This is a genomic window from Ruficoccus amylovorans (assembly GCF_014230085.1).
In the GTDB taxonomy this organism is placed as follows: Bacteria; Verrucomicrobiota; Verrucomicrobiia; order Opitutales; family Cerasicoccaceae; genus Ruficoccus; species Ruficoccus amylovorans.
Genome location: NZ_JACHVB010000012.1, coordinates 225,984 through 248,278 on the forward strand (window position 1 = coordinate 225,984; position 22,295 = coordinate 248,278).

The 22,295-nt window shown below is 61.8% G+C and carries 20 protein-coding genes; 8 read left to right on the top strand and 12 right to left on the bottom strand.

Annotated elements, in window-relative coordinates; genetic code table 11:
• Positions 1 to 48: 48 nt before the first annotated feature.
• Positions 49 to 1,101, bottom strand: a complete 1,053-nt coding sequence (locus H5P28_RS02005; RefSeq protein ID WP_185674023.1) for a LacI family DNA-binding transcriptional regulator — start codon at positions 1,099 to 1,101, stop codon at positions 49 to 51.
• 282 nt (positions 1,102 to 1,383) lie between these two features.
• On the opposite strand from H5P28_RS02005, the gene H5P28_RS02010 reads away from it, so the two are divergent.
• Positions 1,384 to 2,679, top strand: a complete 1,296-nt coding sequence (locus H5P28_RS02010; RefSeq protein WP_185674024.1) for a PEP-CTERM sorting domain-containing protein — start codon at positions 1,384 to 1,386, stop codon at positions 2,677 to 2,679.
• A gap of 334 nt (positions 2,680 to 3,013) precedes the next feature.
• Positions 3,014 to 4,099 carry a LacI family DNA-binding transcriptional regulator gene (locus H5P28_RS02015; RefSeq protein ID WP_185674025.1) on the top strand — a complete coding sequence of 362 codons (1,086 nt, stop codon included), beginning with the start codon at positions 3,014 to 3,016 and terminating at the stop codon, positions 4,097 to 4,099.
• Here the strand turns inward: H5P28_RS02015 and H5P28_RS02020 are convergent.
• Positions 4,096 to 5,298, bottom strand: a complete 1,203-nt coding sequence (locus tag H5P28_RS02020) for a class I SAM-dependent methyltransferase (protein ID WP_185674026.1) — start codon at positions 5,296 to 5,298, stop codon at positions 4,096 to 4,098. The two genes, H5P28_RS02015 and H5P28_RS02020, sit on opposite strands and share 4 nt — an antisense overlap.
• A gap of 348 nt (positions 5,299 to 5,646) precedes the next feature.
• Here H5P28_RS02020 and H5P28_RS02025 point away from each other — a divergent pair, with 348 nt between their 5' ends.
• Positions 5,647 to 7,755 carry a sialate O-acetylesterase gene (locus H5P28_RS02025; protein ID WP_185674027.1) on the top strand — a complete coding sequence of 703 codons (2,109 nt, stop codon included), beginning with the start codon at positions 5,647 to 5,649 and terminating at the stop codon, positions 7,753 to 7,755.
• Between the two features lie 215 nt (positions 7,756 to 7,970).
• Here the strand turns inward: H5P28_RS02025 and H5P28_RS02030 are convergent, their stop codons facing one another.
• Entirely contained in the window at positions 7,971 to 10,451 is a 2,481-nt protein-coding gene (locus H5P28_RS02030; protein WP_185674028.1) for a DEAD/DEAH box helicase, read from the bottom strand.
• Between the two features lie 334 nt (positions 10,452 to 10,785).
• Here H5P28_RS02030 and H5P28_RS02035 point away from each other — a divergent pair, with 334 nt between their 5' ends.
• Complete coding sequence (locus tag H5P28_RS02035) at positions 10,786 to 11,502, top strand: acyltransferase (protein ID WP_185674029.1); 717 nt, start codon at positions 10,786 to 10,788, stop codon at positions 11,500 to 11,502.
• On the opposite strand, the gene hisN is transcribed toward H5P28_RS02035, so the two are convergent.
• Positions 11,469 to 12,281 (bottom strand): histidinol-phosphatase, encoded by an 813-nt coding sequence (gene hisN, locus H5P28_RS02040; RefSeq protein ID WP_185674030.1) that lies wholly within the window; start codon positions 12,279 to 12,281, stop codon positions 11,469 to 11,471. The genes H5P28_RS02035 and hisN overlap by 34 nt on opposite strands.
• Positions 12,282 to 12,389: 108 nt before the next feature.
• On the opposite strand from hisN, the gene H5P28_RS02045 reads away from it, so the two are divergent.
• Together H5P28_RS02045 and H5P28_RS02050 are read left to right on the top strand one after the other, a co-directional pair.
• Positions 12,390 to 13,058 (top strand): 3'-5' exonuclease, encoded by a 669-nt coding sequence (locus H5P28_RS02045; protein WP_185674031.1) that lies wholly within the window; start codon positions 12,390 to 12,392, stop codon positions 13,056 to 13,058.
• A 142-nt stretch (positions 13,059 to 13,200) separates the two neighbouring features.
• Positions 13,201 to 13,812 (top strand): methyltransferase family protein, encoded by a 612-nt coding sequence (locus tag H5P28_RS02050; protein WP_185674032.1) that lies wholly within the window; start codon positions 13,201 to 13,203, stop codon positions 13,810 to 13,812.
• A 136-nt stretch (positions 13,813 to 13,948) separates the two neighbouring features.
• On the opposite strand, the gene H5P28_RS02055 is transcribed toward H5P28_RS02050, so the two are convergent.
• The 3 genes from H5P28_RS02055 to H5P28_RS02065 all read right to left on the bottom strand — a co-directional run bounded on the left by H5P28_RS02055 (position 13,949) and on the right by H5P28_RS02065 (position 16,474).
• On the bottom strand, positions 13,949 to 14,761 hold the full coding sequence (locus tag H5P28_RS02055) for a choice-of-anchor M domain-containing protein (protein WP_185674033.1): 813 nt from the start codon (positions 14,759 to 14,761) through the stop codon (positions 13,949 to 13,951).
• A gap of 21 nt (positions 14,762 to 14,782) precedes the next feature.
• Positions 14,783 to 15,502, bottom strand: coding sequence for a DUF1559 family PulG-like putative transporter (locus tag H5P28_RS02060; RefSeq protein ID WP_185674034.1), 720 nt, complete (start codon positions 15,500 to 15,502; stop codon positions 14,783 to 14,785).
• A 300-nt stretch (positions 15,503 to 15,802) separates the two neighbouring features.
• Positions 15,803 to 16,474 carry a Crp/Fnr family transcriptional regulator gene (locus tag H5P28_RS02065; RefSeq protein ID WP_185674035.1) on the bottom strand — a complete coding sequence of 224 codons (672 nt, stop codon included), beginning with the start codon at positions 16,472 to 16,474 and terminating at the stop codon, positions 15,803 to 15,805.
• Between the two features lie 229 nt (positions 16,475 to 16,703).
• On the opposite strand from H5P28_RS02065, the gene H5P28_RS02070 reads away from it, so the two are divergent.
• Both H5P28_RS02070 and H5P28_RS02075 read left to right on the top strand, forming a co-directional pair.
• On the top strand, positions 16,704 to 16,958 hold the full coding sequence (locus H5P28_RS02070; protein WP_185674036.1) for a YecH family metal-binding protein: 255 nt from the start codon (positions 16,704 to 16,706) through the stop codon (positions 16,956 to 16,958).
• A 16-nt stretch (positions 16,959 to 16,974) separates the two neighbouring features.
• Positions 16,975 to 18,204, top strand: a complete 1,230-nt coding sequence (locus H5P28_RS02075; protein WP_185674037.1) for an NnrS family protein — start codon at positions 16,975 to 16,977, stop codon at positions 18,202 to 18,204.
• Positions 18,205 to 18,263: 59 nt separating this feature from the next.
• On the opposite strand, the gene H5P28_RS02080 is transcribed toward H5P28_RS02075, so the two are convergent.
• From H5P28_RS02080 to H5P28_RS02100, 5 genes are all read right to left on the bottom strand, one after another.
• Entirely contained in the window at positions 18,264 to 19,217 is a 954-nt protein-coding gene (locus H5P28_RS02080) for a hypothetical protein (protein ID WP_185674038.1), read from the bottom strand.
• Positions 19,218 to 19,371: 154 nt separating this feature from the next.
• Entirely contained in the window at positions 19,372 to 20,118 is a 747-nt protein-coding gene (locus H5P28_RS02085; protein ID WP_185674039.1) for a LolA family protein, read from the bottom strand.
• A 153-nt stretch (positions 20,119 to 20,271) separates the two neighbouring features.
• Complete coding sequence (locus H5P28_RS02090; protein ID WP_185674040.1) at positions 20,272 to 21,024, bottom strand: alpha/beta hydrolase; 753 nt, start codon at positions 21,022 to 21,024, stop codon at positions 20,272 to 20,274.
• A 212-nt stretch (positions 21,025 to 21,236) separates the two neighbouring features.
• Positions 21,237 to 21,701, bottom strand: coding sequence for a hypothetical protein (locus H5P28_RS02095; RefSeq protein ID WP_185674041.1), 465 nt, complete (start codon positions 21,699 to 21,701; stop codon positions 21,237 to 21,239).
• A 72-nt stretch (positions 21,702 to 21,773) separates the two neighbouring features.
• The gene (locus H5P28_RS02100; RefSeq protein ID WP_185674042.1) at positions 21,774 to 22,277 is read right to left on the bottom strand and encodes a hypothetical protein; all 504 of its coding nucleotides are present in this window, start codon (positions 22,275 to 22,277) and stop codon (positions 21,774 to 21,776) included.
• Positions 22,278 to 22,295 lie beyond the last annotated feature (18 nt).

Here is a 22,295-nt window from a genome sequence, read left to right on the forward strand (position 1 = left end):
TCGGGCTTTATGAAAGCGGTCTGAGTGTGGCATGATTGTCCGGTGCGGTCACGCACCAGGAGCGGTCGGGCCGTCCACCCAGGTGCCTTCGATCTGCATCATGCGGCGGACCGGCGGCATGCCGTGTTCGCGTCGGCGGAGGGCTCCGGCCAGCATATCGACGGCGGCCTCACCGATGTGGGTGGAGTTCTCGTAGATCCCGGCGTAACGGCTCTCCGAAGCCGGGCGAAAGAGGGTGGCCACGGCGATGTCGTTGGGGACTTTCAGGCCGAGCGCGCTCAACTCCTCGACGAGGAGATCCGTGTGCTCGGCGCTCACGCCGATGGCGTCGGGGCGGTATTTGTCGAGCCAGCGCAGCAGCACCTCGCGGATGGAACCTCCCGTTTTTTTCAATAGCAGGGGAGGGATGCCGGGGCCGGAGCTGGCATACTGGCGGGAAGCGTCCTGCAGGCCATGAGTCCAGAGGTGGAAATGCGCCCGGTCGTAGTTACCTCCCGTGAGCACGACGCCGGAGACACGTTCGTAGCCGAGGCGGTGGAGGTTTTTGACCAGCGTGATCGCGTTCTGGTAGTGGTTGGGGCTGACAGCGTGGAAGTTGGGTTCCCTGACCGACCAGCCGAAGGTGACCGCGGCGAACTGCTCCCACTGGAAATGCGGGGCCTCCGAGGACACCTGTTGCGGGGGGACGAGGATGCCCTCGATGCCCCGGTGGTAGAGAATGTCGGAAAGGCGGCGTTGCTCCTGCGGGCTGGCGGGGACTTCGAGCGTTTCCAGCGCGTAGCCCAGGGCGGCACAGCGGCGGCGGGCGCCTTCCAGATAGCGGTTCCAGGCCGAGTCCTGATCCTGACGGTACTGGAGCAGCTCCGGTCGCCAGAGCCAGACCAGCGTCCCGTGGAAAACGCTGTCGCGCTGCCGGCTGCGGTACGAGGCCAGCGCGGAGAGCATGGGGTCTTTACGGTAGCCGAGGCGTCGGGCCGTTTCGAGGACGTGGCGGCGAGTTGCCTCTTTGACGCGCGGGTCGTTCCGCAGGGCGAGGCTGACTGTCGATTGGTTCAGTCCGGTCGCTTCGGCCAGGTCTTTTTGCGTGATTACCTTTTTCAACGAATCAGGGCAGTTGCAGGCGCGTGGGTGGAGGTTTGATCATTGCCGGGATCGGGCGGTTTTGTCGATAAATTGTTGGCATCTTGCGTCGGAGATGGCCTGCCAACCTGACGAGATATGCGGTTCTTGTCGTTGATGAGCCGGTGTTGAATATGTTCGTTTTTGGGCTGATACGTCTGTTTTTATCAGGTTAAATGTGAAACCGCTGTCGGCATTGAATCTAACCGGGGGCGGAGTAGGATTCTGGGCATGCCAATGAAAATGTACCCCAATTCCCTCTGCATGGCCGGTCTTCTCGTTGCCGGAGCCATTTCCTCCCTTCAGGCTGAAACGGTTACCTGGACGGGCGCGGCCGATTCGTCCTGGAGTAACAGCGCCAACTGGTCCAACGGCGAAGTCCCCGGCAGCAGCGCATCGGCGGGAGTGGATGTGCTCATCAACAGCAACACCGGGATGGCCGCTGACAATACGATTGAAAATATCGGCGGCTGGGATTCAGACCCTCGCATTCTCAATTCCATCACCTTCGATATTTCCGGCGCGCGCCTTTATCAGGCAGGCGATCCCTATTTTGTGCTCGGGGATAGTGAAACTGTCGGGCAGTTCACGCTAACCTCCGCCTTCACGACGGATGGCTGGGTGTTCTTTGGCGGGGGGACTCGGACCCAGAACAACTACCGCCGGGGCCGTCTGCAGTTCGACAAGGGCATGCTTTTGACCAATAACGGCACGGGCGTGGGCATCTTTGAGCGGGCCTATGTGCAGAACACAGTGGACTCGGCCAATGGTTCGGTGACCTTCGCCGGGTCGGGCTCGTGGTTGTTCGCGACGAACAGCTACCTGGGTAAAGCCCGCAACGCACCGCAGACTTCCTCCCCGTATAACCCCGGCTCGATCCTGACCCCGGACGCGGTCGTCAACGTCAAGCTCGGGGACAACGACAACGCCTTCAGCGGCACGGTGACCTATGCCAGTTCGCTGGCAATGGAAGTGACCACGCTCGAAATCAACGGCGGCACGCTGAACCTGCAAGACTCGGGCATCAACAATACCGGCGCGCTGACCGTCGGGCTCAACGGCTCCTTTATCGGTACGGGCGACATCGCGGGGGCGGCCATCGTTGCCGGTCAACTCTCGCCCGGCGCGGATGGTACCGGTACGGGCACGTTCTCCTTCGGCGACGATCTGAGCCTGCAATCGACGGCGGAAGTCCTGCTCGGGATCACCGGGACCGGGGCCGGGACCTACGACCACATCCAGCTCGACGGCGGGATCTTGACCTATGGCGGCTCGCTCATCGTAACTGTTGACGGTACTTACACGGTCGGCGACTCCTGGGCGCTGTTCACCGGGTATGGCTCCGAGAGCGGTGACTTCGACACCATCTCTATCAACGGCGTTACCCTGACGAAGGAGGGCGATGTGTGGGTCGGCTCCGCCTCCGGGGTTAACTACCAGTTCGACCAGGCGGCGGGCGAACTCGCCGTTGTTGTTCCCGAGCCGGGAACGATCGTCTTCGTCGGCCTGGCCGCGGTCACCTTTGCACTTGCGCTGCGTCGCCGCGGGCGGCGTTGCTGAGTCGGGCAGACCGGCTTCAGGGACGCTGGTTTACGAACTGGCTGATGCCTTTGTTTCGATAACAAAAATTCCCGGCGTCACAACCGCCTGCGTGGCGGAACATGAGGTCGAGGGGTACTGCACGCGGGGTTGCCGGGGAGGTGTCGCGTAAGGCGCACCTATTTTTCTCCGGTAACCCTGTTGCCTCTTGAACCGCGCACGATGGAGTGGGGCCACCGGTCGGTGCCGGTTTTATCGGTTTGCCAGAGCAGGGGTGGTTCCTGCAAGCTGGAAGGCGTTACCAAGCCGGGGAGAGAACCGACCCGTCCGTCTTTTCGTTTGTGTAAGACCTGTCATGCCGAAGCCCTCAGTACCCGACGCCGACGCCAAGCCCCCGTTGCCCCAGCGGGTCACGCTGAGCGATATTGCGGAAGTGGCCGGGACGAGCCATGTGACAGTTTCGCTGGCCCTGCGCAACCACCCGAAAATATCAGCCACGACCCGCAAAAAGGTCTGCGCGATCGCGAAAAAGATGGGCTACCGGCCGGACCCGATGCTGAAGGCCCTGTCCGAGTACCGCAAGCAGACCAAGGCCGCGCGTTACCAGGCGGCGCTGGTGTGGATCAACCTGTTTGACACGGCGGTTTATCCGCCTCGTTACCATACATTCGGTGATTGTCAGGAAGGAGCCCGCGAGCGTGCTGCCGAGCTTGGGTTTTCGCTGTTGCCGGTCTGTCCGAAGGCCGAGGGGATGACCCCGGCCTCGCTGCGCCGCATGCTCCAGGCTCGCGGGATCATGGGGGTGATCGTCGGCCCGCACCCGAAGCCGCGCACGCGCTGGCGGTGGGATATCAGCGAGTTTTCCGCCGTGCGCGTGGGATATTCCCTCAGCGCGCCGTTGCTGCACGTGGTGGCGAACGATCAGGCCGCCTCCAGTGCGCTGGCGATTCGCAAGCTGCGCGAACTCGGGCATCGGCGTATCGGCATGGTGCTTTCCCGTGAACACAATGAGCGCACGGACGACCATTTTCTGGGCGGCTTTCTCGGCAAGTGCATGCCCGGTCTCTCCAGCGGGGATAACCCGTTTCTGGTTTTCGACGAACCCTTCAACCGGGAGCAGTGGCAGGCGTGGTACGAGCGTTTTCGCCCGGACGCGGTTATCGTGGGCGGAGAGGAGACCGGGAAGGCTATCCGATCCTTCGGCGTACGTGTGCCGGAGGATTTATCCGTGGTGATCTTCGGGGATATTAAATCGGGCAGCTTCTGGGCCTACGTCGATCAGAACGACCACGCCATCGGGCGCATGAGCGTCGATGTAGTCGTGGGGATGCTCAACCGGCACGAAACCGGCCTGCCGGAACGCCCTTGCTGCACGCTGGTGGAATCCCGCTGGTGCGCGGGCACGAGCGTCCAAAAACAGCCCGCCTCCGCCCGGCGCTAGGCGAGTTCAATGACAGGATTGGCGAGCTGAAGCTCCTGCGTGATCTGTTCGCGGATCACCTTGTTGTGAAGCATGGTGCCGATAATGATCGGGTGCGCAGGCATGTCCCTCAGCGCGGCGGGGGGGAGGATGGCGATGCCCTGGAGTTCCTTGCCCTGATTGCAGGGGTTGGAATCGACGAAGGCGGCGATCTCGGCCTGGCCCAGGCGGGTTTCGGCCAGGAGCTTGAGGGTTAGTTGCCCCGTGCCCCAGACAATGACCGGGCCGCGCAGGGCTTCGGTCAACTGCTGGTCGAGGGCGGCCAGCTTTTCGCGCGAGCGCCCGATGTAGTCGTTGAGGTGGGGGAGAAAGGTCTCGTCCCTGACCCACTCGGCCGGAGCGGTCGCAGGGCCGTCCTTTTTCTGGAAAAAGCCGAAGACTGCCGGGTAGGGAATGCCGGGCGCGGTTTCCATAAACTTCGTCTGGACCGAGATGGCCCGGAAGCCGGCGGCCTCGAAGAGGTTTTCCAGCGAGGCGGGGCCGTAGTGGTTGATGTGCTCGATGTTGAAGTCCTGAAAGGGGGCGGTCAGGCAGTCCACATAGCGGTCGGCGTCCGGGGTCTCGGCGTAGATCATACCGCCGGGGGCGAGCCGGTCGCGAAGCTTTTCGATGGAGAGCCGGGGGTGCAGCACGTGCTCCAGCACGTGTGAGAGCACGATCAGCCCGGCGGAATGGACCGCGGGCGGAAGTTCGCCGAGCCAGCCCTGTTCGGCGGGAATGCCGAACAGCTCCTGGGTGTTTTTCACGCAGACCGGAGAGGGGTCCACACCGAGCAGGTTCGTGAAGCCCAGCCCCTTGAGCATGTGAAGCAGTCCACCGTTGGCGCAGCCGATATCGACGACGAGCGCGTCCTTGTCCGGGAACTGCGCGGCGATGGTTGCGGCCATGATTTCGAGGCGTTCCTTGTCCACGGAGCTGCCGCCACCGCCGGTCGAATTTTTTTGGTCGATGTACTTGGAGTAGCTTTCGTAGTAGCGGTTGTAGGCGTTTTCATCACCCGCCGTATCGGCGTAGGCGAACCCGCATTGCGTGCACGAAACGACGTCGAACTGGGCGGGCAGGGGATGATCCCTGGGGAGCGTGAACTTCTGGTGGTGGAGGCATTCGACCGTGCTATCGTCGCAGATCGGGCAGGTACGGAAAGAAGCTTCTTTAATCATAGGGAAAAACGGAGGAGCGGTACCCACCTTCTGCACTTTGAAAAGTACATGAGAGTTGGTAGCGCTGGCTGGGATCGGTGGATGAGTTTCAGGATGTTGTAGGTGCCCGCGGGCGGTGAAGTCGAGTTTTATCGCGGGCAGGCAGAGGCGGCTGCCTCACCTTCGGTGCTGGCGTGCCGTGGTTATTTCTAAGTGTATGGTCTGAAATCATAACCACTGCCCCTTGCTGTTCGCGGGCCGATACCGTAGTGTGCTTTCCATCGAGACGATAAACGTCCGTTCCTGCCAGGCACGCGCCGACTCCGACGACTGATGTTTCCAGTGATTACCCCCTTCCGTTTGATTGCCATGAAAATGTCCGCCCTCTTCGTGGTGGTGCTGGCCTCTGCCGTTGTTGCCAAGGCTGGTAGTCTCGCTTCCTATTCCTTTGATAATGGGCTGGCAACGGCTTCCGTGGCGGAACACGTGACGGCCTCCGAAGCCCAGTGGACGGTGCCCGGCGGCGGATTCAGCACCTCACAGGGTAACGCCTATATCGACACGGGCACGACGCTCGGAGGGTTTGACGGCGAGCGTTGCCTGAGCTTCAGCGTCACGGCGAACGAGGGCTATGTGCTGCGTCCGGAGACGTTCGCCTTTGAGTTGGGCGGCAGCCGCAGTTCGGGCAGCCACGAGGTCACGGTGCAGGCCGTTGTCCGGACCGGACTGGACTCCGCCAACCTGAAACTGAAGCCCGGCTCGGTCACCGTGGCTTCCCACAGCTTTAACGGAGTCGAGCCGACCTTCACGCGCTACACGGCGGACCTGGGCGCGGCCCGTTATCAGGGACTCAAGTCGTTCGACATTCGCGTGTACGTGAGCAGCAAGTCCGGCAGCAGCCAGATCTACCTGCGCCTGGATTCGCTGGAGTTGAGCGGTACCGTCGCCCCCGGCACTCCGCGCCCGGCTGCGATCTTGCCGGAGCAAACGAGGGAGGAGCTCGACGCTTCCCTCAACGAGCCGGATTTGATTCTGACGCTTGCTCCGCTCTTTCGCGATAACGCCGTGTTGCAACGCGGGCAGCCGCTTCCTGTCTGGGGCTTGGCCCGACCCGGCTCCGGCGTGGTGGTCAGTTTTGCCGGGCATGACACCACGGCCACGGCCGACGAGGACGGACGCTGGCAGGCAACGCTGCCGCCCCTGGAGGGCAGCAGCGAGGGAAGGGATTTTACGGTCCGCAGCGACACGCGGGAAGTGGTCCTCAAGGATGTCGTGGTGGGAGAAGTCTGGCTCTGCGCCGGGCAGTCGAACATGGCCTGGCCGCTCAAGTCCGTGCCCGACGCCAACGCGCTCATCGCGGGCTCGGACTACCCGCTGATCCGTGAATTCAAGGTCCGCAACATCTCGCTGGAGGAACCGGGAACAGAGGCCGAGGGCTCCTGGGCGCTGTGCTCGCCGCAGACGGCTGGGTCGTTCACGGCGGTTGGTTATTACTTCGCCCGCGAACTGCAAGCCCGGCTCGGCGTGCCGGTCGGGTTGATTAACAGCAGTTGGGGCGGCACTGGCATCGAGGCCTGGATGAGTGCGCGCGCGTTGGAATCCTTTCCTGCCGTGGGACAGCGCTGGGAGAAGGTGCTGGAGGAACTGCCGCAGAAAATGGTCGCTTACGAAAAGGAACGCGAGGAGTACCGTCGCCGCGCCGCCGAGGCCAAGGCGAAGGGGGAGGAGTTCGACTGGAAAAAATACCCCAAGCCGCCGCCCGGACCCGGCACCCGCGAAGCTCCCTCGGGGATTTTCAACGGCATGGTGGCCCCGCTCGTGCCGTACTCGATGGCCGGGGTACTCTGGTATCAGGGCGAGGGCAACAGCGGCAACGCAGCCTCTTATGCCCAAATGTTTCCGGTCTTCATCCAGGACTGGCGGGAGCGCTGGGGGGCGCCGGAAATGCCTTTTTACTTCGTGCAACTGCCCAACTACCAGTGGGACTACGACCGCACGGACATGAAGTGGGCGCAGTTCCGGGCGGCGCAAATGGAGGCGCTGGCCCTGCCGGAAACGGGAGCGGCCATCGTGATCGACGGGAAAACGCCCATCGGCCACCCGCCGGACAAGACCGAGGTCGGTCAGCGGCTGGCCCGCCTGGCCTCGGTCCGCCATTACGGGTTGGACCAGGGCGATGCTTCCGGGCCGTTGCTCAAAGCGGCCCGCCGCCAGGGTAACGAAGTCGTGCTGACCTTTTCCGAAGCGGCCAGCGGGCTTACCCGGAAGGGGGACAAGTTGGCGGGCTTTGAACTGGCCTCAGCCGGGGGGGACTTTGTCCCGGCGGACGCCGTGCTGGCGGGGGATACCGTGGTCGTTTCCGCCGAAGAAGTCGCCGAGCCCGCGCAGGTGCGCTATGCCTGGCGCAACAACCCGCCCGCCACGCTCTACAATGGCCAGGGGTTGCCCGCCTCGCCGTTCATGGCAGAGGTGGAGTAGTCAGGAGCTTGAATAAAGTCCTAGCCGCCACAAAAAGCCCGAATGGCTAAATGGTTAAAATGGCTAATTGTTGCTTTCTACGTTTCGCATCCAACAATTAACAATTGGCCATTTAACCATTTAACTATGGTGGTTCAGTATTTTTTTAACCGCCCTATCGGGCAAAAGGCTTTCGGCCCGGAGGCGGCTCCTGCGTTTCAAATAAAAACGCTGGCTTACCAACGCAGGCGGCAGTTGAAGCGCTGCCGCTGGGCGTGGGTCAGCTCGGGCAGGTCGCTCACCTGCGCGAGCGAGAAGTAGGTGGCAACAAAGACCCGAGCCAGCTCCTTGAGTTCGCGCCAGCGTTCCCAGTGGTAGTCCGGGGCGAAGCAGATGTGGTTCAGGATGCTGCGCCACTCCAACAGGGCGCGTTCGATGTCGCCGTGGCGGAGGTTTTCCGTGACCAGTTCGGCCCGCGAGCCGGGGCTGGTGCGGATCTTGGCCAGGACTTCGGCCGCGCCGTTGCCGTACTCGGGAGGGACGCCCTGCTCCAGGTAACCGGGGCAGGTCAGCCCGTGGTAGCGCAGGCGGCAGACATTGCCCAGGCGGGCGCTGGCGTCCTCGTACTCCTCGAAGCGGTGCCCGGCGCGGAGGTTGGCCAGGTCGTAAAGGAGGTCTTCGAGCGCGTAGCTCTCGTCTTCCAGGGCGGCGGCGATGGCGAGCCCTTCGCCGTGGTTGAAAAAGCTGAAAATGACCCCGCGCCGGGTCGGGCACTTATGCTCGTCGATGAGTCCGAGTTGGTGCCACCACTGGGCGGGGGTGGAGCGGGCGTGCTGGAGCCCGGCGGGCGGCCCGGCCAACTCCGCAAAGGTGGGGAAGGGCGGCGGCTCGACGACGCGGAAGGGCGGGTTGATAAGCGCGCGCCCGTGCGAGTCCACCCGCGCGAAGACTTGCGCTCCGGAGTAGTCGAGCCGGGCGCTGATCAGCCCCTTGTGCTCAATCAGGTCGAGGACTTTTCCGCCCTGCGTGAAGTACGGAAGCAGCGGCACCAGGTCGCGCTCGAAGTGCTCCAGCCGCCAATACCGGCCCGGCAGGCGGGCCTCGGGGTCGAGCTGCCCGTAGTGCGCGCGGACTTGCTGGTACATCCATTTGACCAGCGTGACGGAGCCGGAGTTGGCCGCCTGCGGCATCATGGCGAGGGCCACTTGCCGCCCGTAAATATTACCGGCCTCGCCGCCGAGCTTGCAGAGGTTGCCCACCTGGATGCGGGCCAGCGACTCGGGCAGGCGCAGGGCGTTTTTCCAGCGGCCCTTGGCGTGGATCAGGGTTTCGCCCAGGCGCACCTTGCTGCGGGGGCGCTGACGCTCCCATTCGCCCTCGGAGTTGAGCATCTCCTTGATCTTGGGGCGGGGGGCATTGGAGGCGCTCTCGGCTTCGGCCTTGTGGACCAGCGAATGGCTGGCGGTGGAAATGTTCAACTGCCGCAGGCCCAACTCGACCGGACGCTCGCTGAACAACCGCTCCGACAGGCTCTCGGCGGCGGAGACGGGGGATTCGCCCTCGCGCCGGGCCTCGTGCATAACGGCGTGAAAGCTTCCCCAGTCGATGTGCGGGGAGCGGCGCAGTTGCAGCGGTCGGGCCTCGTTGAGCCGGGGCTTGCCGGGGGCCACCAGCACGTAGCCCTTTTCGTCGAGGCCGCGCCGCCCGGCCCGGCCAAACATCTGCAACAACTCATCCGGGCGGACAAGCTGGCTGCGGTTCCCGGCCTGGTACTCGCGGTCGGTCACGAGGACGGACTTCATGCAGAAGTTGATCCCGGCGGCCAACCCGGTTGTGGCCACGATGACGCGAAGCTGGCCCTTTTTGGCCAACGGCTCAATCAGCCCGGCGCGTTGCTGGTAGCTCAGGCCGCTGTGGTGAAAGGCGATGCGGTTACGCAAGAGCTTGGCCATCGGGTCGCCAGCGAGGTGCTTCTGCTCGGGGGTCAACTCCAGCCACTCGGGCAGGGGGAGGGCGGCGCTCAACTGCCGGGCGAGATCCTCGGCGGCGTGTCGGCGGGGAGCGAAGACCAGGATCGGCCCGAAATCGGCCGCCAGCGCCCGCGCGATGAAACGCGGCCAGAAGCCCCGGATGTTGCCCGGCAGGCGGTCCGAGAGAGCCTCCAGCATGATTTCGTCCTGCGGGACAGGGCGCTCGTGCCGGTAAACGATTTCGGCGTCGCGGCCAATGCGCCGCAGCCAGGAAACGACCTTCTGCGGGTTGCCGACGCTGCCGCTGAGCAACAAAAGCTGGGTGCCCGGCGGGGCCGAGGCCACGGCGAGTTCGTAGTTCACGCCCCGGCTGGGGTCACCGAGCATCTGGTACTCGTCGATCACGAGCAGGCCGGGGCCTTCGCCCTTGAGGAGGCGGTTTTTCTGGGTCTCCAGCGTGGCCACGACGACGGGGGCGTCGGTCTTTTCGGCAATGTCGCCGGTGGCGATCCCGACGTTCCAGCCCTGACGCCGCCATTCGTAGAGCTTGTCGTTGGCGAGGGCGCGGGTGGGCACGGTGTAAATCGCCTGATGCTTGAACCCGGCCTTCATCAGCAGTTCGAAGATGTAGGTCTTGCCTGCGCCGGTCGGGGCGTGGACGACGACATCCTTGCCCTCTTTCAAATAATTAACAGCCTCCTGCTGCCACAGGTCGGGGATTTTCAGACTGGTGCCGAGCCCTTCCACTTACGGGGCGAACAGTAAGCACATTCCGCCCCGTTTGGCAACTTCCTTCGCCACCTGAGGGAGCCGACCCCGGCCCGGTCTGATACCGGCCCTGAGCATCACCGGTTATAAACCTCAGCAAGCGGATAGGGCGTCCCCTTTCTGGCTGTATCGGGGCGGCTTGCTACCACCTTCATCGTCCCCCGTGCGGCCACGCACGGGGTAGCCGCCTTTCTGGCGGCGTAGGGGGCAGATTGCTGGTCCAGCCGGACCCCCTCAATGTCCAGTGCGGTCACGCACCCCGGAAAATAAGCTTCGACTGGTGGGGAGGATTTTTTAGAGTGGGTGTTCTAAGATGAAAGCCAGCGACCTGTTCGATTTCCCCGAAAGTATGCCTTTTGCCCGGTACTTCAGCCCGGACGACGCACCCTGGGTCTGGGTGATGAAAGTCGGCATGGCCGCGCAGGAGTTTGATTACCTGCGGGCCGAGGGCATGCACGGGAACATCCCCGAAGGCGTCAAAATCAGCGGTAAAGTCTTTATCCACTACACGGTGAAGCTCCCCCCGTACGCGGTCATCCAGGGGCCGACCTGGATCGGCCCGGAGGTGGAAATCCGCCCCGGCGCGTACATCCGGGGCAAGGTGATCGTCGGCCCCGGCTCGGTGGTGGGCAACTCCACCGAACTGAAAAACTGCATGCTGCTCGAAGGCGTGCAGGCCCCGCACTTCAACTACGTGGGCGATTCCATCCTCGGCAACAAGGCGCACCTGGGCGCGGGCGTGATCTGCGCCAACCTGCGGCTCGACCAGGGCACGGTGATCGCGCAGACCCCGGACGGGCGCGAGGACACCGGGATGCGCAAGCTGGGGGCGTTGATGGGCGACTGCGCGGAAGCCGGTTGCAATGCCGTGCTCCAGCCGGGCACGATTTTGGGCAAGGCCGCCGCGGTCATGCCGACGATGGCCTTCGGTGGCTATCTGGAGGGCGGGACGCTGGCCTTTAACCGGCCGGTGATCGGACGCGTGCCGCGCCGCGATTATCCCAAGAGCACGCCCAGCGCGGCCCGGTGAACTTCCGGCCCGGCCACGACGGCTGAACGGCTGCCGGGATTACCGGTGGCACCCTCGGCAAAGCGGCCCTGTGTGGGCTCGTTGCCGTACCAGTCGGTGATGACGCCTCCGGCCCCGCGGATGATCGGGATGAGCGCCATCAGGTCCCAGGTTTCCAGCACCGGGTCAAGCATCAGGTCCACGCGTCCCGTCGCCACCAGCAGGTAGCCGTAGCAGTCACCCCAGGAGCGGGTCAGCCAGGCTTCTTCCGCCAGCCGGTCGAGGCCGGGCACGTGGTGCTTGCCTTGCGCGAAGAGCGCCGGGTCGGTGGTCGAAATGACCGCCTTGGAGAGGTCGGGGCAGGGGCGCACGCGGGTGGGGGAGCCGTTGAGGATGCAGGTCTCGTTGTCGCCGATGAGCAGTTCGCCCAGGACGGGCTGGTGGATGCAGCCCAGGACCGGTTCGCCCTTGTGCAGGAGCGCGATCAGCGTGCCAAAGAGCGGGACATGGCTGATAAAGGATTTGGTGCCATCGATGGGGTCGAGGACCCAGACAAATTCCGCGTTCTCGCGCTCGTTGCCGAACTCCTCGGCGATGATGCCGTGGGCAGGGTAGCGCTCGGCGATCATTTTGCGCATGAGCTGCTCCGCGCCCCGGTCGGCATCGGTCACGGGAGTGGAATCGGCCTTGCGCTCGACGTGCATGTCCTCCCCGCGCCAGTAGCGCATGATGAGTTCGCCGCTGGCGAAGGCTAGTTCAGTGGTGAAGGCTTTGAGTTCGTCGCGGAGGGAGGCGTCCATAAGTCTTCATTGTTACACGGCTCCGTCCCCAAAAACACGTCTAAACCGCCCCCGGGAAAGCAAAACTTGTTTTTTCACCCGAAGGCGGTGTAGGGTGGGGCCTTAACGATGCATTGGAAAGACTGTGCCATCCACGTGGTGGATTTTGAAGGCAGCCGCAACAGCGGTGTGGTGGAGTTCGGGCTGGTCACGCTCTGGGACGGTGAAATCGCCGCCTGCGCGACCCGGCTCTGTCGGCCCCGGGGAGAGATCACCCCGCAGGAGCGCGCCCAGCACGGGATCGTCGAGGACGAGGCCCGCCTGCAGGAACCCTTTGCGGCGGAGTGGGACCGCTTCGTCAACCTCCGCAAGAGCGGCCCGATGGCCGCGCACCACGCCATGGTCGAAAACGGCTTTCTCAAGGCCCAGTGGGCCTACCCGCCAGCCTCGCCGGACTTCCTGCATGAGGGTAGGACGCTGGCCGACTGGGGGCCGTGGATCGACACCCGGCAGCTCTACGCCCGCGTCTATCCGGGGCTGGAAGGCTACGGGCTCTCGGAACTGGTCGGTTCGTTCGGGCTTCAGGAACGTCTCGACACCGAGGCCGACCGGCTCTGCCCCGAGCGCCGCGGCAAGTACCACTGTGCCCTTTACGACGCGTTGGCTTCGGCCCTGCTGCTCCTGCGGTTGGGTGGGGAGGAAGGCTTTGAAAACATGAGCATCCCCTGGCTGCTGACCCAGAGCCAGGCCTCGGGTGAGAAGCGTCAGGCTGCCAGCCAGGGCGGTCTTTTTGAATAAAGAGAAGTCTGGGTCCGGGGGTGGGGTTTCAACGTTGAAAGTTCCATTGAACGCCGAAGCACCGGAAGCGTCTAATCTGAAGATAACAGAACTCCTAACTCTTCTCTTCCGCCCTTCATAAATACGAGAGGGCGTATCTTCTATGAAAGCTTCTTTATTCGCCCGGCGCCGTATTCTCGTGACGCGGTTCGCCTTGATTTTGTGCGTATCGCCGCTGCTGTTCTGCTCAAGTGCCTGGGATGCCTTGTCCCACGTCTTTTCGGAGTCGCTGTTCGCGTTGGGCATCGCTCTGGTTGGCGTCGGCGTCATCGGGCGGGTGTGGTGCTTCAGCTACATTTCCGGTCGCAAGCAGGCCGAGTTGGTGACAGAGGGGCCGTATTCGTTGACGCGTAACCCGCTCTATCTTTTTACCCTGATCGCGGCGGTCGGCATCGGTTTTACTAGCGAGACCTTGTTTGTGCCGCTGGCTGTACTGGCGCTTTTCGCCCTGAGCTATCCGGCCGTTATTCGCCAGGAGGAACGTGCGTTGGAGGAGATACATGGAGCGAATTTCGCGCGTTACCGTGAATCGACCCCGCGGTTCTGGCCCAGTTTTGGACTCTACAGCGAACCGCAGGAGATCCAACTGAATCCGCGCGTATTCCGACGAGGACTCCAGGATGTGGTCTGGTTTATCGTGGCCTGCGGGACTTTTGAGATCATCGAGGGCTTACAGGAGGCCGGGATGGTGCCGGTTTTTATGCACTTGGTGTAAGGCTGGCCAGCCCCATGCCGCTCAAGGTGTCGTTGCCTTGAATCCAGCATGAGGCGTCCCCTGAAGGCGTAGTTACTTCTGACACTGCAAGGGGGCTGGCTGCGTCATCGTCCGGAAATGCTGGTGGCAGGCTGTTTTAGTCATTCCGCCGGCGAAGAAGCAAGACCGCAAGCGCGGCCAGGGCGAGGAACCCGATGGTCTGCGGCTCGGGCACAACCCCGACACCAAAATTATAGGTCCAGTCCCCGCTGCTGGTGGGGGTCATCGACCCGTCGTTTAGATAGCCGCTCGCCTCAAGTGTAATCTTGTACAGGCCAATATCCGTAAAACCCCAGTTGAGGTGCACATGTCCGCCCTCCAGGAATAAAAACGAATCGTTCGTGGTAATACCATCGACGGTTGACATCCAGACGGTGGTGGCACCAAGGGCTCCCGTGCTCCACAGGGAGAAGTTCCCGGTGCCCTCGCCGATGTATTCGACACTCTTCAACTGGATGGTGATCCAGCGCGAGGGGGTATCTGTTACTCGGGGATCGAGGCTGGAATAGGCCGCAAACGTACCGGGCGCGGTTTCCTCCGAGGCGAAGCCCGGCCAGACAATCGACGGCTCCTGTGTTTGCGGAAGAATCCATATCGGCTCTCCGGCTTCGGTTCCGATAAAATCCCATTGACTGCCTGAGGGACGGTTAATGCGCGCTCCGGCATTCCAGGCCTCATCCCTGGCATGGAACACCACGTCGGACGGGTTCAGATAACCGACACTATCATGGTGAACTCCGACCTGCCAGCTACCGCCGGAGTAGTTGAAATCGAGATCGACGTGTCCCTGATCCAGAATGACCTGCGCGGACAATCCCTGAGTGAAAGCGAGCGAAGCAAGCGCCCCGGCGACAAGAAGAGCACGGATGCTGGCGGAATTTGAGTAGCGGTGGTGAATCTTAGTTTGCATGAGAGTTCCAAGGTTGAATTTTTATTGAGGCGGACGCGCGAAGTTCTCCCCACGGTCGAAGCGACGTTTCATCTCGATAGCGGGAATATTTTCAACATGTCCGTCGGCAAAAAGGTAGTTTGACGATCCATTGGTATGAGCGCGGTTGGAGTCACCCATACGGTGACGGTTGGGCTCTATGTCGCTGATAAACGTGCCCCATCCGGCATCCCAACCCTCCGCGTGCGTGTGGTCGTTCTGGACGCTGGTTCCGGTGCGCGAATCAGAAATACTTCCCGCCCAGAAGGTTTCCGGTGGGTTGGTCAGGCGGAAAAGATTATTGTAAGAATCCATAAGCCCCCCGAACGGGTCATACCTGGGATCAAACGCGATGTTGTTGAGAATGTAGCTGGTGCCGCCGCCCTTGAGGCGATCAGGGCCATGTGGGTCGGCCGGGCAGATGCGCACCTCGTCAATGTCATTCAGATAAGGGGACAGGGCGTAAATCCACGCGATTTCGTAGCCTTCCGACCCGGTCACGTGCGTGGTGGGCGGAAGTGTCCCATTATGGTCATTGGCGTAGGTGAACATGGCGTTACCGATCTGGCGCAGATTTGAGGCGCAGGAAACCCGCCAGGCCAGCATTCTGGCTTGCCCGAGTGCGGCGACTACCAACGAGGCAACAACACTAATAATGATGATGCACACGAGGACTTCCATAAGGGTGAAACCGGGATGAAAGGATACGGGCCGCTTGCTCATGAATCTCCCGAACCTCGCCCAGCCGTTGATCTATTGAATAAAGATGGCATCATATCAAAAGGGCATGTAGTGCAAGTTGCTTGCAATAGTCAACTGCCAAGGGGCTTTTGTTGCAAATAATTTGCGTTTCAGTGCTTGCTTGAGATCCGATAGCCGGGGGCCTCAACCCGCTGCTGGCGGACAGCTCGGTTTCAACCCCTCCAGAGAATCGCCGCCAGTATGCCTCTGCTCCTGCGGGTCCTTCCATCGTATGAAGGTGACGTTGTCGAGGGTCTTGCTGACCTTTTGCTGTCGCTATGGCTAATCAGCCAGGCGGACAAGCTCGTCCCGGTCCAGAATGCTTATGTCTTTGCCGTCCATGCGGATGACCCCAGTCTCAGCGAGGCGGGCGAAGACCCGCGAAAGCGTCTCCGGGGACGTGCCGAGGAGGTTGGCCAACTGGCCCTTGGGCAGGCGCAGTGTCACCCGGTCGGGATGCTTCTGGCTTTCCGTCAGATAAATCAGATGGGAGGCCAGGCGGGCCGGGACCTCCTTCAGCGCGAGGCTTTCGATCTGCTGGGTGAAGCGGCGAAGCTTTTGCGAGAGATTCGCCAGCATGTTCAGGGAGAGAGTGGGGTGGCGGGAAATCGTCTCTGCCAGCTCCGCCCGCGGGAAATAGAGCAAGCGCGAAGCCTGCGTCGCGCTGGCCGAGGCCGGGTACGGAGCGCCATGAAAGACCGGGACTTCCGCGAAGGACTCGACCGGTCCGCATACGTGCAGGATGATTTCCCTCCCCTCGGCGTTGCTTTTGAAGATCTTCACCTGGCCCTCCGCCACGAGGTAGAAGCCCTGCGCAGGCGTTCCCTCGACGAAGATCAACTCGCCGCGGGCCACACGCTTTTCCGTACAGATACCGGCCAGCGAGGAGATATCCTGCTCACCCAGCCCCTGAAACAGGCTGCATCGGGAGATGATGGCTTCGTATGCACTCATGATCGTTCGGAAGACGTGGTAGCGACAGTAGAGGGGATGCTGGGGGTGAGACGATGGAATTTTCCTGAAAAAGGAACGGTTTTTGACTTGGGTCAAGGAACTCCAGGGCGAGTTTTGCTAAACTCCCGGAAAATGAACCATGAAAATCAGGGAAACCTTCAGGCAATTCTGGCCTCGTAGATTCTTGTATTCAAAATAAACTACATTAACTCTCCTCCCAAGACTAACCATGTCCACTCCTCTTCAAGAAGAAATCCACGGCCACGCCGTGCTGCAAATGATGAGCGAATCCGACCGCACCTTTTCGCGGCAGAGCTTGATCGAAGCGATTCGAAATACCTTTGGCGAACAGGCCCGCTTCTACATCTGCTCAGGCGGGGGGATGGACGCCGAGGAACTGGTCGATACCCTCATCGCCAAGGGAAAGTTTCAGGGCCCGGCGGACGCCTTTCAGTTCAACCCGCAGGCGATGTGCGATCACTAACGGATCCCTCACGGACATGAAAGCGCTGCCCATGCCCACCGTTCCCGAGCCAGCCCGCTGCGGTTTCTGGCGGCTCGTCGCCGAGGGCGAGCCCTACCGCCTGCTCTTTGCCGTGGGGACGCTGCTGGGGGTGTTTGGCGTGTCGTTATGGCCTGCCTACGCCTGGGGCTTGGTTGATGGCTATCCCGGCCAGACGCATGCGCGGATCATGATCGAGGGGTTTCTGAGTTGTTTTGTCGTGGGCTTTCTGGGGACGGCTTTCCCGCGTTTGCTGGAGGTCCGGCGCTTCTCGCTGGAGGAGAGCCTGACCTGGGCCGGTATTTTTACCGGCGCGAGCGCTTGCCACGTCATGGGGAAACACCTGTGGGGTGATTACGTTTTCACGCTGGGCATGACGCTGCTGCTCGGTAGTCTGTGGGTGCGCTTTCGCTCACGGCGTGACACGCCTCCGCCGGGCTTTGTTCTCGTTCTGTTGGGCATGTTGTGCGCCTTGAGCGGTGGGGCCACCTTGGTTGTCCAGCAGTTAGCCCCCGACCGGGTGGGCGCGGTTACGGTCTTGTTTTTCAAGACTGCACTGAACCAGGGCTACCTGCTGCTGCCAGTCATGGGCATCGGGGCGTTTCTGATCCCGCGTTTTTTTGGACTGCCCAACCGGCAGGACTTTCCCGAATCGTTAAAACTGCCCCGCGGCTGGATTCCCCGGGCACTGTTCGCGTTGCTGTGCGGAGGGCTTGTGCTGACCAGTTTCTATCTGGAAGCAATCGGTGAGCAACGGTTCGGGTTTGGGCTGCGAGCCTTTGCCGTTGTGTTGTATTTTTACCGGGAACTCCCCCTGCACCAGGCGAAATTCAACCAGGGGGCACTCGCGTTGGCCATGCGGGTGGCGCTGTTTTCCATCCCGTTGGGGTATGCGGCGATGGCGTTGTGGCCCGCCCGGCAGGCTGCACTGATCCATGTCGTGTTCATCTCGGGCTTTAGTCTGTTGACCTTTACCGTCGCGACTCGGGTGGCACTGGGCCATAGTGGACGCAGCCATCTTTTTAAGGCACGTCTGGTCCCTGTGTACCTGTTGGGAGGACTGTTGGTGCTCGCCATGACTACGCGCGTCAGCGCCGACTGGCTGCCGCTCAGCCGCATGAATCACATAGGCTACGCAGCGATTGTCTGGATGGTGGGCGTGGGCATCTGGCTGTGCCGCTTCGGCCCCTGTCTGCGCGATGATGTCGAGCGCGAACAAAAGATGTGATCGGCAGGCAAAACCCTTCACTTCCTTTCACCCTGCAACCTCAAAGAACGCATCGTCGCTTAGCGGCGGATGCCGAGGGTGCGGTCGAGCTCCATGACTGACTCGTCGCGCGGCAGGGGCTTGGAGCGGATGATGTTTTCCACCGTGGAGGTGGCCATGATGCGGTGGCGGGAGAAGGAGTTCTTCTCGATCGGGTCGCCGATGAATACGACCTTGAGGCTGGTCTTTTGCTGCAGCGGGTAGGCGGGGCCTTGCTGGGGCATCCACAGCTCCGAACGGAAGTCCAGGCTGCCCTTGATGAGTCGGAGATTTTTCTGCGAGGGCAGTTGCACGCGGTTGATCTCCATCTCGCTGAGCAGGTGGTAACAAGGAACTCCGTCCAGTTCGTCGGCATCGAGCAGTGTGACTGTGCCCTCAAGGTTGTCGGGGGAGGTCACGATGGTCATGTCGAAGTTGAAGTCCTCGGCCGCCAGATCGGCGTTGACGGGCCAGCTCTCGCCCAGCGCGACCGGGTGGTCAGGAGCGAAGATATCGTCGTCGGAGATGGAGTTGTCCCTCAGGGAAATAATCTGCGAAAGATAGAGCGTGGCGGTCTCGGGAAGCGCTTTGCCGTCGGTGTCCACGAAGACCTTTTTGCCCAGCTCAAGTTTCCCGAAAAAGACCGTGCCGGGGGCGAGCAGTTCTTCGGCCGCGCCGTCGTTTTTGCTCACCGTAAACTTAATTACGGTGAAGCGCTCCTGCGTGGCCTTGCCCTTGGCGTTGTTGGAGATAACGGTGGCGTTGGCCTCGAACACCGACTGGAACTGCGATCTTTCGCTGTTGGCCACGGTCCCGTTCTGCATGATGAGGGTGGAATTGCCGACTGTGCGCTGATCTTCGAACCAGTAGCTGTCGCCGGTGCGTTTCGGAGTAAACAGCCGCGGCGTGTAGGTTTGAGCGGCGGCGATGCTGTGAAGCAGCAGGGTGGTCGTCAGGAGAAAAGCAGTTGTGCGGACAGATGAGAGAGCGTTCATGGAATATAAAATGAGTACTACGCAGACTTGGAGAGATTACTGATCGGGTCAAGTACGCGCTGCCGGGGCTCTGTGACGGTGAGGTGAACTTTGGGACTTTTTTCTCATCCGCCAATCATTGCGAGGTGCGCCTGTGGAGCGGACGAGGCGGCCCTTATTTCGGCTCCTCGAAGTAGTAGTCGAAAACACCGGCGTTGGGCACGATGGACTGTACATTCAGGACCTGTTTTTCTCCATCCTGAACCTGGGTTACGGTCCGATACGGCATTGGGATCTCGTTGACCGGGCGATAATCGCTGTAAGTGGTGACGACTTCCTCGGTCGTGCCGTCGGCATGGGGGACTTTGGTGACCTTCTGGATGAGTTTGAGGTCCTCCTGCGAGAGGTAGTAACTTTCGCTGCCGATGATGCCGGGGCGAGTGACTTCGATCAGATAGGTTTCGGTGCCGTTCAAGGTCGGTTCGTCCGCGAGCTTATAGGTATAGTCGGTGTCGCGGTAGTTGACCAGCGGGTCGATCATGTCTGATTCCCGGATGAAATTGGCCGTCGCGGTTTCATCGAGTTCCATCCCCGGGATAGGTTTTCCGTTTATTGACTGCTGGACCCAGCATTGCTCTCCGTTGTAACCCATGGTTACTTTTCGCGGTCCATTTTGCATTACGAGACGCACTTTGTTCGGTCGCTTCTGGAAAATAAGGACATCGGCGACATGCGTCTCGCCGGAATTCAGGGTTCCCTCGATTCTGAGGCTGCTGAGGTCATGTATTTTATAAATGCCCCCGTGCAGGCTCAGGTAATCATTAAGGATCTCCTCAAGCCTGGGGTCGGAGATATTGGCGGCTCCCGCGCTGAAAGCATTCAGAAACAGGCAGGTCAGGAGGAGTGGAACAGAACGTGTCATATGTATTATCGGGGTAGGGGACGGGCGACCTTTTTGGGGGAAAGACGGCCATCGTGACGATAACAAAATCCCGCAGTGGGAGCTTGCCATCGTCCGATATTAAATGAGGTATGCGGGTAAAGCCTAACCCGTCCGTGCGGACGGGGGCAAGCCTCATGCCAGGATTTTTCCCAGCCATTTTGTGCAGGCGCCACCCCAGTCGTATTCGGTGTTCAACCCAAGTCCGTGGGGACCTTCCTTATAGATGTGCAGCTCGTAGCTGACGCCCGCGCGCTCCAGCGCCTGGGCGAAAAGCAGGCTGTTCATCGACGGGACACCCTGGTCCTCCCGCGTGTGCCAGATAAAGCACGGCGGGGTCTGCGGACTGGCGAGCAGCTCCGGCGAAGTCGCCGCCACCTGCTCCGGGGTGGGCTCGCCACCGTGGAGATTATGAGCCGAGCCGGTGTGGCGATGCTCACCGAGCATGCTGATGACCGGGTAGCAGAGGATGCCGAAGTTCGGGGCCAGCGGGAGGTCGGCGCTGTAGGTGCCGCTGGCGGTCAGGCAATGGGCAGCCAGGTGCCCACCGGCGGAGGAGCCCATGACACCGATCTTGTCCGGGTCGATCCCGAGCTCGGCCGCGCGGCTGCGGACGGCATAAACCGCCGCCAGCGCATCCTCCAGCATGGCCGGATGCACGTCAGGCGTGACCCGGTAGATCGCCACAAAACAGGCGTAGCCACGGGCCACGAAGTACTCGGCGTAGCCCTTGCCTTCGTGTTCGGCGTGTTTGGCATACCCGCCCCCCGGAAAGATGATGATGGCCGCGCCGTTACGGTCGGCTTCGTTGGGCAGCCAAGCCTGCATGGCCGGGGCGGGGCCGGTGGTTCCAGTGGGGAGAGTGCCGCTGAGGCTGAAAGTTTGCATGGCGGTCAAGGATGGCGATTTTTATCCCTCTGCGCTATACAAAAACGACGTCTGCACGAAAGAACTCCCATCAAGGGGAATCATCCACCGAAAGCGGAAACGGAGTCAGTGAAACGGACGATTCAGGCAAATCCGGATAGACCAGCCGAAAATTTTGGAGCGCCTCTTTTCCCCTGCCGGTCGGAGTACTGTGGCAAGCTGCCAGGGCCAGGCTAAGCGTCAAAAGAGCGCACCGTCGCAGCCTGAGCCGCGTCGATAGTCGTGAGGCCAAGGCCAGGTTGAGGGTCGAGTTCATAAACGGTGTGCGATGCATCCAGGAGAGAACAGATGGAATGCCCGCTGTTCGGGTTGTGCGGGTCGGTCAGAAAGTGAATTTCAGCGATGGCAGGTTTGCCGGGGGCGCGTCCGATGGCGTTTCTGAGTAAAACATGCGCGACAAAAAGCCGGCTCCAGAAATCGCAGTCGCCCTTGTTCTCCGCCCACCGGTAGGCTCCGTACGGGGCGAGGATGGCCCGCATCCAGTCTTGGAACGAGCGGTAGAGGTCCTCGGCCTCCTCCTGCTCGACCGGGCGGTACTGCGCATCGCGAAAGGTTAGCCCGCGCGCCTCCAGATACGGATAACGGGCGGCGAGCGAGCGGGTCCACTCAAGCTTGGGAACGAGTGCAGGCGTGTGCATCGGGACGGTGAACTTTTTAGAAAAAAAGCCCGCCCCCGGACGGAAGCGTGGGGGCGGGCCCGGCGTTTTTGTTTATTCGGCGGCGAAGCGGGCTCGGGTTTCGTCGAGCTGGCGGTAGATCGCCTCGCCGTAGTTGGCGTCCGTTGAGGCCGGAGCGGCGGCAACACTCCCGGCCTCGGCCTCGCTCTGCGTCTGGAGCGAGTCCATCAGCGTGCCGATGAGGGCGCTCTTGGTCGTGTCCGGCAGCGGCGCCTCGGCGATCTGCCGGGCGATGTCGCGGGCGGCCCCGGAGGCGTCGGCCCCGGTCTCAAAGGCGGCGTCAACCGCCGCCAGCAGCGCGAGCAACTGCTCGCGGTAGGGGTCGGTCTCGTTGACCCCGTCCAGAAAAGCGGTGAAGCCGATGTTGAGCGCGAGCTTGGCTGCGGATTTACCAAGGACGACGGCGACATTTTTGACGGTGTCGGGTGTCTGCTCCCAGAGGTTTTGGAGCGTGCCGCAACCGGTGAAGAGCGTGCCGGGGAGGACGGCAGCGACGCTCAGGGCTGAGAATGTGGTGAATGTTTTGATGCGGTTCATGGCGGTGTGTATTGGAAG